The sequence below is a fragment of the Nonomuraea sp. NPDC050691 genome (assembly GCF_040654455.1).
GTDB lineage: Bacteria > Actinomycetota > Actinomycetes > Streptosporangiales > Streptosporangiaceae > Nonomuraea.
Genome location: NZ_JBFAIA010000010.1, coordinates 80,938 through 97,540, shown reverse-complemented (window position 1 = coordinate 97,540; position 16,603 = coordinate 80,938). Strand labels below are relative to the sequence as shown.

Genomic DNA, 16,603 nt, shown 5'->3' with positions numbered 1-16,603 from the left:
GAGCATTCGGACCGTCATGCTCGCTGCCGTACACCCAAAGTGACGTATGGTCATGTTCGGCCTGAGCGTCCGTGCCGCATGACTTCATCGACGATGAGAGTGACCGCTTCTGATGGATCTTCGTGCTCCCATACTCGAATGACACGCCACCCTGCCTGATGGAGGTGCTCGTTGGTGGCTACGTCCCGAGCTACGTTCTTCGCCAGCTTCTCTGACCACCACGTGTCGTTCGCAACAGGACGGGTGGCGTGCTCAGGGCAGGAGTGCCAGAAGCATCCGTCTATGAACACTGCGACCTTCACTCGTGTGAAGGCGATGTCGACTGTCCGCCGTTTCATGCCAGGTATTGGCCAGGCTACTCGATACCGCAGCCCGCGGGCGTGCAGCAGCTTACGCACGGCGAGCTCAGGCGAGGTGTCCCTACGACGTTGCCTGCTCATCCGTGCCGACACGTCGGCCGAGCTGGGAAGAGGCATGGTGGCCACGACATAACGGTATAGCTGTCCACGATCCTTGGTGCCACTGATGCCCCCGGCGTCCCAGACGTGGTTGCCTGCGGAGCAACGCCAAGAGCAGGGCCCTCCAACCGGTCAGGTTCAGAACGCGCTGTGTGTGGCCCTCCAGACTGTCGGCGGGTCCCAGTACGCTGTGTGCCCATCGGCCAGCTTGCTGCCTCTGTGCCAATCGACCATGGCGACGGTGGCAGCATCGTCCCGAACGACGCACCCTTGGAGACCAAGTGCATCCTGCCAAGATTGTTGACTTGTTCGCCGGTCCTGGTGGGCTCGACGTGGCAGCGGAGAAACTCGGTGTCTCGACGGTGGGTGTGGAATGGGACGCCTCGGCTTGCAAGACGCGCCGAGCTGCTGGTTTGGAGACGGTGGAAGGCGACGTGCGTGCCTACGGCCCTTCCGACTTTCCTGAGGCAGACGTACTGGCTGGAGGCCCACCGTGTCAGACCTTCACCGTCGCCGGCACCGGAGCTGGCCGCCGGGCACTCGATGAAGTACTGCGCTTCGTCAAGCGTATGGTCGCTCGGGAAGATCGGGGGGAGATCGATCGAGATCTCAGCAAGTTGGAAGACGAACGCACCGGCCTGGTGCTGGAACCTCTCCGTTGGGCACTTGAGGCGATCGACGACAGGAAAACTCCTTATCGGGCGATCGTGCTCGAGCAGGTCCCGGCAGTGCTCCCGGTATGGGAAGCCTATGCGGCGGCATTGCAGGGCGAAGGCTACTCCGTAAATTGCGGCATCCTGCGTACGGAGGAATACGGCGTTCCGCAGACGCGTAAGAGGGCAGTACTGATCGCGCGCAGGGGCCATGAAGACGTGGCTCTGCCCCGGCCTACGCATCGGCCCTACCGCAAGGGGGTCCCGCGCGAGGCCGGAGACCAAGCACTTCTCCCATGGAGGACCATGGGAGAAGTGCTTGACCGACAGCAAGAGTTTGAAGTGATCTCGAACTACGGCACTGGGGGCGACCCGAAAGCTCGCGGTCGACGCGCCTCCTGGGAGCCCTCGGCCACGGTGACCGGGAAAATCTCCCGCAACCGTGTCGTCTCCTTGGATGGGGCTGAACTGGCCCGCTTCTCCCTGGCAGAAGCGGGTTGTCTGCAGACCTTCCCTGTCGACTATCCGTGGTCCGGAAAGGATGTGAGTCAGCAGATCGGAAATGCTGTTCCTCCTCGATTGGCCATGCACATCCTTTGTGCTGCATTCGGCTGGAATTCCCCGGACGATGGCCTCCTGCAGAGTCTCAGGACCTGGAGGTCCGCAGGAGCTACAGAGTCGATGGACATCGACAGCGCCGCGCTGGCGGAAGTGGAATATGCCTGACTTTGTCGGGTGTGCCTCTGACGATTGCTGCCTCTCAATACGGTCGAAGCTGGCGGACTTGAGGCGGATATATCTACGCACGTAGCACTGTCTTGAGCTAGATTCAAGTGGAGGAATGCTATGGCTGGCGGGCAAATGCGTGTGGGGCAGGTATTCCGGTACGCCAGCGGCAAGAATCCCGTACCAGCACGGTTGGACGACTACGACAATTTTCACCATGTAACCCATTCACCTGGCATGCCGCGTGCATTGCTGGAGGCGGGCATCAACGGGATGGCCAGGGTCGTCGGGCCTGACAGGGCACGTAGGCCCGCGATCTTGATTCGGTCAAGTCCGTGGAAGGCAGGCTCTACGGAGACTCCCTGGCATGACGTGTTCGACATGGACCATGGGCACGTCCGGTACTTTGGCGATCACAAGGCAGGGCAGAAGGCGGCTCCTGGAACAACAACAGGCAACGCCGCGCTGCTGGAGGCGTTCAACGGTCACCAGGCTGCGACACCGGCAGAGCGCGCAGCGGCAACACCGCTGTTGTTGTTCCGGGCTGTGTCGCGCAACCGCCGACCGAAAGGATATGTGGAGTTCTGCGGCCTAGGCCTGGTGGAGCGCGCAGAGCGGGTAGTGCAGTGGGGAGGGCCGAAGCATACGACCTTCACCAACTACGTTTACGACATCGCTCTGATCGATCTTATGGACGAGAATGATGCGGTGTCCTGGGACTGGATACACGCCCGGCGAGACGCATCGCTGACTGCCACTCAGGTCCTTACGGCAGCCCCACGCGCATGGCGGGCATGGGTCAAGGACGGCAACTTAGCACTGCCGCGACTCCGACGCCGCGTTGCCAAGGCTCGGATCACCAAGGTCAAGGACCAGAAACCGGTCGTGGGCAGTCCGGAGGCTGCCGATCTTGCGGCGGTCTACAAGCGCTTCGACCGCAACAAACATGATTTCGAAGCCGTCGCAGCCACCGTGGCTGCTCGAGTACTACGGGGTTCTGGCCAGCGCTACATCGACGGCTGGCTAACCCGTCGATCCGGCGACGGGGGCGCCGATTTTGTCGGTCGCCTCGACCTGGGCAGCGGACTTGCCGGCACCAGCTTGGTCGTGCTTGGGCAGGCCAAATGCATCAAACCCGACAGCCTGATCTCTGCAGAACAGATTGCCAGGGTGGTGGCAAGACTGCGCCGCGGTTGGATCGGCGTCTATGTCACCACAGGCTCGTATTCTGAACCCGCCCAAGTGGAGATGGTTGAGGATCAGTACCCGATTGTCCTGATCAACGGCATGGATCTGATCAGGGAGCTGCGTGCCATTGCCCGTGACGACCACGGTGGTGACCTGTCGGCATGCCTAGACCACATCATGGCGAGCACCGCCACCACGGTCACCAATCGACGTCCTGAGGAGATCCTCCTCGAATGAACGTCGGACCGCGAAGTCGCACAGCATCTGTGGAGCAGTTCGCCGCTCGCGTCGGTGTGCAGGTAGTCCCGTGCGGCCACATCGACCTGTGGCGTCACGTTTCGATCCAGGAAACGGCGCCTTCCTTGAGGCATTGCCTCGGGGAACTGAAAACGGAACGACGAACGGCCAGATGTCAGCGGACATGGCACCCACTGAATGGCGAATCATCTGCCTGAGACCGTGGGAATTGGGTCTACAGAGCTTCTCGGAAAGCCCCTATACTCCGCCCTGTGGCCGACACTCTTGATCTTCAGTTCCCAGAGCCCAAGCCTCCGCGAGGAGAAGCCGCAGCCGGCTCCGCGGGCGACCAGGCGCTTGATGCAGTGGAGTCTTGGTTCCGCAGCCAGTCGAAGATGGAGGAGCGTTTCGGCCAGATCTTCCGTCAAGCGATCGACGAGGTCCTCGACGGGCAGCGCACTGCGCGGTTCGACATCTACGCGGACGGCCTGGTGGCGAAGACCGAACGGACGTATTTGGGCACCAAGGTGGAGATCATCTGCCAGGACGAGTTTCACCTCGACCGCGGGCAGAAGATGGACTATTCCGTTGCCGGACACGACGTGGACGCAAAATTCTCGATGCACGCGCTCTTGGGGCAGGCGATTCCTCGCGAGGCGGTAGGGCACATCTGTTTACTCATGCACGCCTCCGACAAGACTGCAGAATTCTCAGTCGGACTCGTGCATGTGACGCCGGACATTCTCAATGCGTCATCGAACCAGGACGGGAAAAAGACCATCAGCGCGATCGGCCGTTCTCGTGTTCGGTGGCTGGTGCACAAAGGAAAGCTCCCGGAGAATCAACTGCTGCGGCTGCCGTCGGCCGTCCTGCGCGCGATCTTCAATCCCGCCCTGTCCAAGCAGGAACGTGTCAATCAGCTCTTCCGTCTCGTGCCGGGCAGAATCATCTACAGGCGAACCGTGACAACGGTAGCGCAACAGCAGGACGGTCCGAAGCGCGTACGCGATGCCAGGCTGGCGCTGGCCGGCCAGGGAATCATCATTCTTGGCTACCGTGACGGCCATCCTGAGATTGCGCGCGCTCTTGAACTCGCGGTTCCCCGCCAGAGCGAGTGGATCAGTACGCGCGTAGTGCCTCGCCCGCATGGGGACACCCGCCCTGCGGTTCTGCTCCAGGGCGATTATTACGTTCAGGCGCGCGACGACGAGACTCCTCACCCCGTGACGCCTCGCTATGGCGTCGGGGAGTAATTTCTGCTGCAGAGCTGCACGCCCGAACAGTCCTCGACCGGAATTGTAGTGTGTGAGCATTGGTCGTAATTGTGAATGGTGTCCATGGGAATGGTGATCGCGGTAAGGAGTCATGCGAGCTGCGGCGGGAGATGAGTGACTTGATTCTGCCGGCTGTCTTCCGGGTGATATGAGCCGATCCGGAAAATGTCTTCGAAACGCTTGCAATAAGCAGGCTGATCGGGGAATGCATGGCAACCGAAATGTGATCTGACTCCGGCTCTGTCGGGCATGGCTGTCGTGCATGCATCTGAGGGCTTGCATCAGTGGCGTAGGGCCCTGCAAAGGTGGGGCGGTCGTGTAAGAGTCCTGTGAAGTTTGGCCTGGCTCGCTTCTGTCGGCATCCCCCGAGCCATATGCGTCCTCGCACTTGCGTAAGTATCAGGCTTCGCCCGGTGGCGCGTTTGCTACGCGCTAAGCGGCCAAAAGATTCTCATAGCTCGCTGCAGGAAGTACCGAGATCCGAGGATCGTGCGTCGTCTAGGTGGCGGGCGCGATGCCCTGGACGTGTGATTCCTCCCCTCGATACGGGAGGATTTTTCGTGTTTGCCAGGACGGAGGTAGTCGGGTCTATCATTGCGCCGGTGATGTCGGCAACACCCCCTCGTGGCTATAGGTCTGATTTGACCGCTTTATGCACGATGAGGCGCGCATGCGGCAGTGGGTGTGCCACAAGCATTTTGTGATGCAGAGGGTGGCGGCAGCTTTCAGGGCCGGACGAGAGAGGCATGAGGGCGTAATGGCGAGGCGGCAGGACTGGAGCCCGGATGTCGGACTCACACAAGAGGTCGAGGAGCAGTTCGATCGAGCGATCGCCTCGTACCGGGCGAATCCCAACCTCATCATCGAGCATGCGAACCACGAGGAGTCCATCCGGGTCGGTGGGTACGCCAACCGAACGCTCCTTGAGCTGGTGCAAAACGCGGCGGACGCCATGTCCGGGGGGTCTTCGGATCAATTCGGTGGGGGGCGGGTGGAGATCGTCCTCGATCTGCGGTCTGCGACGCTGTACTGCGCCAATGCCGGACGCCCGTTCTCGAAGAGCGGCTTGACGTCGATCGCGCACGCCCACCTCAGCGGCAAGCGTGGTGACGAGATCGGGCGCTTCGGTCTGGGCTTCAAGTCGGTCCTGGCGGTGACCGATGCTCCCCAGGTATACAGCCGATCCGTGTCCTTCGAGTTCAACTCTGACAAGGCAAAGGCGGCGATCAACGCTGTCCGAGCGCCTGTGAAGAGGCTCCCTGCGCTGCGGACCGCCACTCTGATCGATGCTGAGGCGGCGTTCGAGAGAGACCCCGTGCTCGCCGAGCTGGCCGAGTGGGCAACCACGGTTGTCAAGCTGCCCCGAGCTTCCAACTTGGAACGTTTAAAAATTGAGATCCGTAAGTTCCGGTCGGAGTTCCTCCTGTTCGTCACCGAGGTGCGCGAAGTGCGGCTTCGTGTCGTCGGGTCCGAGGAGGAGTCCTACAGCACGAGCCACATGTCCAGAGACCTCGGCGAGGGTAGTTTCAGGATCGAGCGCCCGGACGGGTCCGGTGATGAGTGGGTCGTGGAGCATCGGATGCACTCTCCGTCCCATGAGGCTCGGCTCGAGGTCGGAGAGGCTGTTTCGCGGGATCAGGTCAAGGTCACGGTCGCGATGCCGTCCCGGCAGGCTCAGCTCAGGGTCGGCGAGTTCTGGTCATACTTCCCTCTGCAGGACAAGACCACTGCCTCGGCGCTGTTCAACGCTCCTTGGAGCGTCAACGACGACCGGACAACGCTGCTCGAGAACACCTACAACCGAGAGATCCTGAAGACTCTCTCAGACATGTTCGTAGGGATGCTTCCCAAGGTTGCGTCGAGTGACGACCCTGCCGCCCACCTTGAGTACATGCCTGCGCGTGGTCGTGAGGTGCTCTCGTTCGGGGACAACATTCTCTCCACGCACGTGCCGAGCATCGCGGCGCAGCGCGAGATCGTTCCAGATGCGACAGGCAGGCTGAGGCTCGCCGGAGAGCTTCGCCCGCTCGACTTCATGGTCAGCGGTGTCTCGGAGCAGGACCACAGGAACTGGATCAGTTCTCCGAACACGGGCAACGACGTCCCGCATTGGCGCTGCTATGCCATCCAGCAGCGAATCGCCCGTCTGCGGCAGCTCTACGTCTTCAGCGTCGCCAAGAGCTTGGAGATCAACCCGCGAGACGAGAAACGAGCTCTTGAGGCCATGCCGAAACGCGGCATCCTCACGTGGCTGCGAGAGTGGGCCGAGGGCACGGATCCCGGTTCGGCGGCGAGAGCCTTCGCCTTTGTCGTCAACCATGCGGCCATCGAGGGGATTCAGACCGCGCGGGTGATCCCGACCACGGATGGTTTGTGTGCCTTGAAGGACCGGAGCAACGTCTTCCTGAGACGGGTCGACGACGTCGACATCGAGGGCGCACGCTTCGTCGCCGAAGACTTTCTCGCGATCCCGAAGATCGAGGAGCATTTACGCGGTCAGGGGTTCCGCGATCTGGACCCCCTCGCCATTCTGCGAGCACGTCTCAACAAGCTTTCTGTCGACTCGGACGACGAGGCGCTGACCAGGTTCTGGGACGCGGTCGTCAACGTTTCGCCGTCGGAAGCCGCGAGGATGTTGTCGAAGGACACGTCGGGACACATCAAGGTGCCTACCCTTGACGGTAAGTGGTCGTGGCCCAGCCAGGTCATGGACATGGACGGACTGGGGGATGAGTTCGGCGCGCGCCTGCTGGACCGATCCCGATGTGTCCCACAGGTCGCTCACGCAGTGGGCGTCGTCCACGATCCCGTGAAGGAGTACCCCACCGAGGACGAGGTCTTCTTCGGGGACTACTGCAGATGGGTGAGGGACTTCCTCAACGCCAGGCGAGGGCCGGGCGAACGAGAGATCGAGCGCATCGAGTTCGTCGAGCATGCGGGCCCTGGCCCCTTCTCGGTCCTTCTCATGCTGCGGGACGCAGGCGCGCCCGATCAGCTGCGAGAGAGATGGACGACGCAGCTGTTGGGGTTCGAGGATGAATCCTGGACCGTGGAGGACCTCGATTCCCGTCAGACCTACCGGGTGACCTCACCGCTTCGATGGGCGGTCGACCGAGCAGGCGTGCTCCCCTCGACCCGGGGCCGCAGATCTCCACAGAAGATCGTGTCGGCAGCCATGGTCGAGTACGAGGACCTGCTTCCGCTGTACCGAGGGCCTCGAAACATCGAGCACAAGCTGAACCTGCCCCGTGAGCTGGCTCAGGTGCCGTCGGACGTGCTGCGGGAAGCGCTCGAGGCGGAGCTCTTCCCGCCACGCGTCAAGGATCACACCCTGACGAAGTTCATCATTGCCGCGAGCAGACTCGCGTTCTCGCAAGGACATCCGTCCCGGATCCCGGCTCGTATCGGGCAGGGGATCGAATCACGGCGGCCGGACACGGTCTACATCGCTACCACCGACGAGGAGCAGCGCTTCCTGGCGTCTCGGCAGAAGCCCTACCTCCGAGCAGGCGGTGACGAGGCCGTAGCTCTGGTCGAGGCCGTGGGATGCCGTAGGTTCGAGGACAGTTTCTCCTTCTCCATGCTGATCGAGGGGCAGCAGGACGGCGAACGCATCATCGACCTGTACACCGGACTCCGCTCGACCTACACGGCGGACAGGGTCATGAACGCTACGGTGGCGAGGGCTGTGCACATAGCCAAGCGCGTGACCACCGAGGACGGTGTGGAGGACCAGTCGCTCGACAGGTATCTCGACGGACATACGTTGATCGTCCAGGCAGACCTCGGCGAGCGGGAAGTCCTGGAGGTCATCAACCAGGCATACGGCCTGGGATTGGACAACGCCCAGCTGAGCGAAGTGCTCAAGGCAGGGCTGGACCAACGTCTCGAGGAGCAGCGCCAAGCCGCCAAGGCAGCCCTCACCGACGTGGAGCGTCTGGAGGTGTTCTTCGGGGACGACACCCTCCGGGAGGCGTTGCCCAAGGGCCTCTGGTCGGCACTTGAGAGACAAGGCCTGGTGAACAACGCGACCTCTGTCGCGGAACTCTTTCTCACCGTCTACAGAAGCGATTCGATCAAGTTGCTCGCCGACCAGTTCCGCGGCGAGGGATACACGGACGTTCCCACGACGTGGGCCGGCGGGGCACCGACCATCACTTGGCTTCGCAAGATGGGGTTCGGTGCCGAGTACGCCGGCCAACGGAACGAGCGTCAGGACGACGAGTTCGTAATCCCTGGAGCCGTCAAGCTGAACCCCCTGCACGATTTCCAGCAAGACCTCAGCACCCGCCTGAGGGACGTCCTGATCCTCAAGGAGCCGAACGGCAACTCGCTCAAGGCCATGGTCGAGCTCCCTACAGGTGCAGGGAAGACGCGCGTGGCGACAGAGACGGTCCTGCGGCTGTTCATCGACGGCTCCCTGAGCGGACCCGTGCTCTGGATCGCGCAGTCGGCCGAGCTCTGTGAACAGGCGGTGCAGACCTTCAGCATGGTGTGGCGTGGCCTGGCTGACGAACGACCACTGACGATCGGCAGGCTCTGGGAGAACAATTCGGTGCACGAGCCCGACACGCAGTTCGGCGTCGTCGTCGCCACGGACGCGAAGCTGGTCAAGGTCATCGATCGCCCGGAATACACGTGGCTGAGCAACGCGTCCGCAGTGATCGTCGACGAGGCCCACCGAGCGGGAGGCTCTTCCAGATACACGAAGATCCTCAAATGGCTGGGAGTGGACGGGCGCAGTTGGGAGCGGCCTCTCGTCGGCCTCTCTGCGACGCCGTTCAAGGGTTCCATGGGAAGCGACACTCAGACGAAGGAGCTGGTAGCGCGCTTCGGACGCCGCATGATCAAGGCATTTGAAGGGGGCGAGGCCTACCGGAAACTGTCCCAGATGGGTGTGCTTGCCCGCGTCCGGCACGAGGTGCTTCCCGGAATCGACGTCGCTCTGGAGCCCGCAGAGGAGGCCAACGTTCGGGGTCAGCGCAAGCTCGAACCACAGGTTCTCGATCGCATCGGTCGAGACCAAGCACGTATGGCGATCCTCGTGGATCACATCATGCAGCAGGATCCGGAATGGCCGATCCTCGTGTTCACCCCGAACGTGCTGTCAGCACAGGTGCTCGCGGCGACCCTGCGCTACCGCAAGGTCGAGGCCGCCGCGGTGAGCGGCCAGACCGGTCGGCAGGAACGTCGAGATGTCATCGAGCAGTTCAAATCGGGAGAGATCCGTGTGCTCGCGAACTGCGACCTGTTGATCCAGGGATTCGACGCTCCTGGTGTCCGTGCTCTTTACATCGCGCGCCCGACGTTCAGCCCGAGCGCCTACATCCAGATGGCCGGTCGGGGTCTTCGTGGTCCGGCGAACGGCGGCAAGGAGGAGTGTCTCATCGTGGACATCGCCGACAACTTCGGTGCGCTGAACGACTTCCTCGGCTACCGGGAGTACGAACAACTCTGGCGGGAGCATCGCGCATGATTCTTGTTCCGGACCTCGCGGACATCGAGGCGACAGCGACGAGCGGTGCCGAACGCCGGGTCGCACGTGTCCTTAATGCGATCGAGGGACCAGAAGGCGCCGTCGCGTTCCACTCGGTGTCGCTCCGTACCCACGGGACCAAGCAACAGGCGGAGGCCGACTTCGTCGTCCTGTGGGAGAACATCGTCATCCTGGTCGAGGTCAAGGGCGGAGGCGTGAGCAAGCACGACGGCCTCTGGTACACCGTCGACCGACGCGGCGACTGGAAGAGGCTCCGTGAATCCCCGATGCGGCAGGCCCAGTCGGCGATGCACGCGCTACGAGCGATCTTCAACGAGGACGGCATCGGCTGGTACGCAAGCGAGGCAGTCGTCATCACCCCTGACATCGACGCCCCTCCTCCGACGGTCGAGTGGAAGGGGAGCCACTGGTGGGCCAAGGAGGAGATGAGCGTCGCTGCCATGACCGCAGCCTTCAAGGCCGTTGCCGACGGGACGAGGACGCCGCCGCATGGGGTGAAGATCGCGCGTACAGACCTCTTACGGGCACGTCTCTTCGGTGAGTTCACCCGGATGCCGGTCGTCGATGCTCAGCGCGGGGCCGTGATCGAGGAGCAGAACCGCGCGACGGACGACCAGGCACGTGTGCTGGCCGCACTCTCACGCAACCAGCGAATGATGGTGGTCGGAGGCGCCGGTACCGGGAAGTCCCTCGTGCTGGCCGAAGCCGCGAAACAAGAGGCCGGCGAGGGCAGATCCGTTCTGATCACCTTCCACTCGCCGGCGTTGGTCGGCTTCTTCTCACCGCGGATCACAGGCCGTGAGATCGACCTACGCCCCTTCTCCGAACTCGACGGAGAGAAGAAGTACGACGTCGTGCTCGTCGACGAGGCACAGGACCTCATGAACGCCAAGGGAATGGACGCGCTGGACGCCGTCATCAAGGGAGGGCGGGCGAAAGGTCGGTGGCGGATGTTCCTCGACCCCAACAACCAGGCACACGTGGACGGCTCCTTCGACCAGGACGTCTACGAACTCGTGTCCGACGAGGCGTTGCTCCTCGACCTCAACCGCAATGTCCGCAACACGAGAGCGATCGTCCACGTGGTCCAGGAGTACCTGGGGGCCGACATCGGAGACCCGGGAATCGTCAATGGTGAGCGAGTGCACTGGAGATGGGCCGACGCGGAGGCCGATGTAGCCGCCGCGGAGAGCGTTGCACGTCAGCTCGTCGACGACGGCGTCCGTCGCGAAAGCATCTGGATCATCAGAGCCACGTCCGACGCCGCTCCCATGCGGGGCGCCGCAGGTTTCACCGTGACCAGCCCGCGCTTTGCGAAGGGGCTGGAGGCGGAGCACGTGATCGTCTGCGACCTGCCCGAGGCTTATGACGAGCACGGGCTCGCCGGGTTCTACGTCGCCGTCACCAGACCACGGGTCACGCTCCATGTCGTCGCGTCCAAGGACGACAAGCAGCGGCTCCAGGAACTCGTCCGGAAGCAGGTCGGGAAGTGAACCTCACCGAGGCACAGCGTGCCGCACTGCAGCATCTCCGGGACACTTACGTCGGGCCGGACGCGGGACCGGAAGAAGTGACGCGCAACCTCCCGCATCGGCAGTACGCCGTCGGGATGTTGTTCCCCGCCGCTCCGGAGACCGATGGCCAGGCTCAGACCGAACTCCAGGACGAAATCTCTGCGGACGTACCCGAGGGAGATCTCGAGGAGGACGGGGCGGCTGTTCCGCTGGCCGAGGACTGGCGCCCATCATCCGTCGCGATCTCTTTTGTCACCGACGGTGCTTCCGTGGAAGCAAGCCTCTCGTGCGGTACGTACTCACAGGAGTCGGTTGAAGGGCCCCCCAAGTGGCGTCGTAGGCCGTTTGCCTCAGGCAAGATCTCGCTGGCCAAAGGCCGGCGCCCGGAGCTTCTCACAGTGGGCGACGTGCCTGTGGAGATCGGGTCGCGTTGGCGCGACTTCAGAGGGAACTTCCTGGTCACGGTGCACGTCAGGGTGATGTCCGAGTCCACCGGAGACGAGCGTCTCGACATCCCTCAGATGCTCTTCCAGGTAGGGCTGTCCGTCAGTCCGGCCGCGGGCGCGCAGTTCATGGAGTACGACACCACCCGGCTGTCCGGCGGTGATCAGGAGACAGCCGAGCTTCGGCTCAGGTATCGCAACCGCAAGGTCTATGCCGTCGGTCACGGGATGGCCGCAGACTGGGACGTCACGGACGGGAGCTGTACTGCAGTGTTCCTCGAGCCAGTGCCGGCCTTCGTCGTGCCTGCCGTCGAGACCACGGGCTTCCCGGAGAACACCCCCGAAGCGCAGTCCTTGGAACTCGCACATCTCATGAGGATGGATTCGGACCCGGAGCCGGTGCTGCAGTCTCTGGATGCGTTCGCCGATGCGTTCGCCGAATGGGTGGACGAACAGACGTGGCGGGCCGAAGGCTTCGGTGACGAGGCGGAGGTCGCTCGACGAATTGCCGGCCGCTCCCAGGATGCGCTCGAACGAATGCGGGCCGGCGTGGCGCTGCTTCGTGATCCGGCTCAGGGACGCCTCCGTACGGCATTCGCTCTGGGCATGGCGGCGATGCGTCTGCAGATGCGTCAATCCTCGATTAACAGGGGTGGGCCTGAGGCCGGTTCGAAGGAACCACAGTGGAGGCCTTTCCAGCTCGGGTTCCTCCTCGTCTCGCTCGCCTCCACAGTCGACGAGAAGCACGGCGACCGTGACCTCGTCGATCTCATCTGGTTCCCGACCGGCGGTGGCAAGACCGAGGCATACCTGGGCCTCGCAGCGATCGAGATCTTCCACCGGCGACTGCTTCACGGCACGGCGGGGGGCGGCACCGCTGTGATCACCAGGTACACCCTCCGGCTCCTGACGTCTCAACAGTTCCAGCGAGCAGCAGCGCTCGTCTGTGCAATGGAGCTGTTGCGTCGTACGGATCCTCGGGTGATGGGCATGACACCCTTCACGATCGGCCTCTGGGTGGGCAAGGACGTCACCCCGAACAACCGCCTCGCGGCGAAGGCAGCGCTGGATCGACTGATGAAGGCGGCGCGACCTGAAGAGGCCAACGAGTTCCAGGTGGAGAGCTGCCCCTGGTGCCTGACACCGATGGTGCCCAAATCCAGGAGCACACGGCCGAAGGACTACGGCATGCGTCTGCTCGGCAAGGACGTCGTACTGCATTGTGTCGACACCTCGTGTCGATTCAGCGACGAACTGCCGCTCGCCGTCGTCGACGAGGTCCTGTACGACGAGCCGCCCACGATCCTCCTGGCGACCGTCGACAAGTTCGCCCGGCTCCAGTTCAAACCCGCCGCGGGAAGGCTTCTGGGCCTCGGGACCCCGTTCAAGCAGCCCTCCCTGGTCATCCAGGACGAGCTGCATCTTCTGTCCGGGCCGCTGGGTACCACCGTCGCCGTGTTCGACGCCGTGATCCAGGTGCTGCTGAGCCGAATGGGTACCAGCCCTAAGATCGTCGCTTCCACCGCGACCATTCGTGCCTCGGACGAACAGGTGCAAGGGCTCTACGGGCGCAAGGTGGCGCTTTATCCGCCATCAGGGCTGGACGACGACCGGACCTTCTTCTCCCGACCCGTCCAGAACGGCGAAGGACGGCTCTACGTCGGACTCATGCCTCAGTCGGTGTCCCAGCCCTCGGCGGTCATCTCCGCGGTAACTCCGCTCATCGAGATACCCGATGTCCTCTCCAGCCGTGGGGAGGCTGTTGTTCCCAGGGACGCCTACTGGACTCTGGTTATGTACCACAACTCCCTCCGCGAGCTCGGACGTACCGGAACGCTCGTCGTCGACGACGTACGGGCCCGACTCGAGCCCCGTGCAGAACGTCTGGGCCTGCCGCCAAGGACGGTCAGAGCGGAGCGTGTGCTGGAGCTGACGAGCCGGCGGGGAGCGGAGCAGCTTCCGAGCGATCTGCGGGCCCTTCGGGTCCGGGTGGACGAGTCCCCGGCGGCGATCGACGTGGTCCTGTCGTCGAACATGCTCTCCGTCGGCATCGACATTCCCCGGCTCGCCCTGATGCTCATGGTCGGGCAGCCGAAGACGACCGCGGAGTACATCCAGGCCACGAGCCGCGTCGGGCGCGGCGACACCAGGGGCATCGTGGTGACGCTCTTCAGATCGAGTCGTGCCCGAGACCGGTCGCACTTCGAAACCTTCCGCGGATACCACGAGGCGCTCTACCGCAGCGTCGAACCCACGAGCGTCACACCATGGTCGCTGGCCTCGAGGGAGCGCTCACTGGCCGGAGCACTCGTGGCACTGGTGCGGCAATCGTTCAACCAGCTGGCCGAGAACGACACAGCAGGCCGGTTCGACCTCGACGACATGGCACTCAGTGACGGAGTGACGGCTCTTCTCGATCGTTTCCTCACATACGTGGCACGAGCCGACGACCTCGAGGTGGAGGAGACACGACGAGCCGCCTGGAGCCTCTTGCGCGACTGGGACCGCCGAGCGCACTCGGCCCGCGACACGGACGAGACGTTGGGCTACGAGCGGCTGGGGAAGATCGACACCGCGCTGCTCAAGAGGTTCGGGCAGATGGGGGAAGGGTGGCTCGTCGGCGACTCAATGAGGTCGGTGGAACCAAGTGTGGCCGTGAACGTCCAGGAACCCCAGGAGGAGGCACAACGTGGAGAAGATTAGGCATGACCTGCGGTTGTCGGAGACGATCACACCCTTCGGGGTCGGAGCGATCGTGGACATCCGAGGTGAGTCCCTGATCGCGCCCGACACCTCCTGGTGGGACAAGAAGTACTGTCCGGAGATCAGCTGTGAGCGACTCCTCGCCAGGCTCGGTCCGGGTACCCTCAGGCAGCCACCGACCCACGCCGGCCATGCGGGCAAGGACACAGCCGCATTGCTCTATTGGCGCTTTCCCGCCTGGCGATTCTGCGAGAGGTGCTCGAAGCTCTCAAAGATGACCGGCAAGAGGCACGGCAAGTGGAGCAACACCTGTGAGTGTGGAGGGCTTCTTGTCCCGATGCGCTACATCGCGATCTGTGAGCAAGGCAGCCACGCCCAGGATGTCCCATGGTTCCAGTGGGCGCACAGGGGCCGCGAGGCGGCTCTCGATGATGCCGTTCGCTTCTGTCAGTCCTACAAGGAGCTCCGCTTCGAGAGGTTGTCCGGTCAGGGCGAGGGCCTGGCCTCCCTCCGGGTCAAGTGTTACGGGTGCGGACACGCCAGGTCACTGGCAGAGCTCGTGACGAAAGACGCCCTGCAGCGCGACGGCCTCCAGTGTGCGGGCCGGCAGCCCTGGGAGCCGAAAGACCCGACGAAGAAGCCGTGCAACCATCGTCTTGTCGCGGTCCAGAGAGGAGCGACGGGAAACTACATCGCCGAACGGATCTCCGCGCTCGACATCCCTGAGGAACGTCCTCAGTCAGCGGAGATCGCCGACAAAGTACGCGGTCATATGCTCTTTGAGAGACTCGTCGCGGACAACGGTGGCCCTCAGGCGGAGATGATCGCGGGATGGATTGCCGGCGAGCTCGGGGTTGCGCCGGAGACCGTGCTCGAGATCGTGGCAGGGGGCGATGTTCCGGACGACGACGTGCTCCTCGACCTCAAGGACGGGGAGTGGGCCGCCTTCCTGAAGAAGCTCGACAGTGGACGAGACCGTACCGGTGGCGACTTTGTCGTCGACGGATGGAGCCTCAAGACAACCTCGGGCCCCGAGAGCCTCGTCAGCCGGATCGCCGGCGTCGGACAGGTACATCGGGTACGTGAGGTGACTGCTCTTCGCGGGTTCAGGCGCTACAGCGCGGAAGCCGATCGCATCACAGCCGACCTCGGAGTCAACCACCAAAAGTTTCCCACCTATCCCGCCATGGAGATGTTCGGCGAAGGGATCTTCCTGAGGTTCGATGAGGACAAACTCGCGCAATGGGAGACGCAACCAGATGTCCAGGCGCGGGCAGGCATCCTCCTGAAGCGCCGTGCGGGCATCGCATGGGCGGAGCGCCTCGACGTTCCCGAGCCGCGCTACATCGCCCTGCACACGTTGTCGCACCTGCTCATCCGTCGGCTTGCATACGCCAGTGGCTATGCGTCAGCCTCCCTTCAGGAACGGATCTATGCGAACTCCGATCGGAAGGACAAGACCGCCGGGATTCTGATTTTCACCGCGGCAGGAGATGTTCAGGGAACTCTTGGAGGACTCGTTCGGCTGGGCCTGCCCGAGAAGCTGATCCCGCTTCTCGTCTCAGCGCTCGACGACGCAGACGTCTGCTCGAACGACCCGGTCTGCATCGAGAGGGACAAGCAGGGCTCGTCGCAACTCAACCTGTCTGCATGCCACGGCTGCTCCCTTGTGAGCGAGACTTCGTGCGAGACGGGCAACAGGTTGCTCGATCGTCAACTGCTGCTTGGAGGAGGAAGCGTCGTCGGCTTTCTGGAGGGAGTCCTGGCAGAGGTGCGCCAGGCGACTGGTGCGGGATGAGAAGAATCGGCCTGTCATACATGAATCGGGAACGTCAGCGGCGCCAGACAGCGAGGGGGACCGGGGGTCACGTCCCACCGAGTGGTGTAGTTCGGCTCTCGCATGAGGCTCT

The 16,603-nt window shown here is 63.2% G+C and carries 8 protein-coding genes; 7 read left to right on the top strand and 1 reads right to left on the bottom strand.

Features of this window, described 5'->3' with window-relative positions; genetic code table 11:
• Positions 1-50 precede the first annotated feature (50 nt).
• Positions 51-476: a very short patch repair endonuclease gene (locus AB0H81_RS06900; RefSeq protein ID WP_358370310.1), complete on the bottom strand. Its 426-nt coding sequence runs from the start codon at positions 474-476 to the stop codon at positions 51-53.
• Between the two features lie 263 nt (positions 477-739).
• Here AB0H81_RS06900 and AB0H81_RS06895 point away from each other — a divergent pair, with 263 nt between their 5' ends.
• The 7 genes from AB0H81_RS06895 (at position 740) to AB0H81_RS06865 (ending at position 16,491) form a co-directional block, all read left to right on the top strand.
• Positions 740-1,837, top strand: a complete 1,098-nt coding sequence (locus tag AB0H81_RS06895) for a DNA cytosine methyltransferase (RefSeq protein WP_358370283.1) — start codon at positions 740-742, stop codon at positions 1,835-1,837.
• Positions 1,838-1,957: 120 nt separating this feature from the next.
• Entirely contained in the window at positions 1,958-3,262 is a 1,305-nt protein-coding gene (locus tag AB0H81_RS06890) for a restriction endonuclease (protein ID WP_358370281.1), read from the top strand.
• A 272-nt stretch (positions 3,263-3,534) separates the two neighbouring features.
• Positions 3,535-4,515, top strand: coding sequence for a NaeI family type II restriction endonuclease (locus AB0H81_RS06885; protein WP_358370278.1), 981 nt, complete (start codon positions 3,535-3,537; stop codon positions 4,513-4,515).
• 691 nt (positions 4,516-5,206) lie between these two features.
• On the top strand, positions 5,207-10,012 hold the full coding sequence (locus AB0H81_RS06880) for a DEAD/DEAH box helicase family protein (RefSeq protein ID WP_358370275.1): 4,806 nt from the start codon (positions 5,207-5,209) through the stop codon (positions 10,010-10,012).
• Positions 10,009-11,526: an NERD domain-containing protein gene (locus tag AB0H81_RS06875; protein WP_358370272.1), complete on the top strand. Its 1,518-nt coding sequence runs from the start codon at positions 10,009-10,011 to the stop codon at positions 11,524-11,526. The genes AB0H81_RS06880 and AB0H81_RS06875 overlap by 4 nt, the downstream gene beginning before the upstream one ends.
• Positions 11,523-14,693 carry a helicase-related protein gene (locus AB0H81_RS06870; RefSeq protein ID WP_358370269.1) on the top strand — a complete coding sequence of 1,057 codons (3,171 nt, stop codon included), beginning with the start codon at positions 11,523-11,525 and terminating at the stop codon, positions 14,691-14,693. Before AB0H81_RS06875 ends, AB0H81_RS06870 begins: the two co-directional genes overlap by 4 nt.
• Positions 14,680-16,491 (top strand): DUF1998 domain-containing protein, encoded by a 1,812-nt coding sequence (locus AB0H81_RS06865; protein WP_358370267.1) that lies wholly within the window; start codon positions 14,680-14,682, stop codon positions 16,489-16,491. Before AB0H81_RS06870 ends, AB0H81_RS06865 begins: the two co-directional genes overlap by 14 nt.
• Positions 16,492-16,603: the final 112 nt, after the last annotated feature.

Bases quoted from the DNA above. Each gene is read 5' to 3' on its own strand.
- AB0H81_RS06900 (WP_358370310.1), bottom strand. From the start codon at position 476: ATGCCTCTTCCCAGCTCGGCCGACGTGTCGGCACGGATGAGCAGGCAA.
- AB0H81_RS06890 (WP_358370281.1), top strand. From the start codon at position 1,958: ATGGCTGGCGGGCAAATGCGTGTGGGGCAGGTATTCCGGTACGCCAGC.
- AB0H81_RS06880 (WP_358370275.1), top strand. From the start codon at position 5,207: ATGCGGCAGTGGGTGTGCCACAAGCATTTTGTGATGCAGAGGGTGGCG.
- AB0H81_RS06875 (WP_358370272.1), top strand. From the start codon at position 10,009: ATGATTCTTGTTCCGGACCTCGCGGACATCGAGGCGACAGCGACGAGC.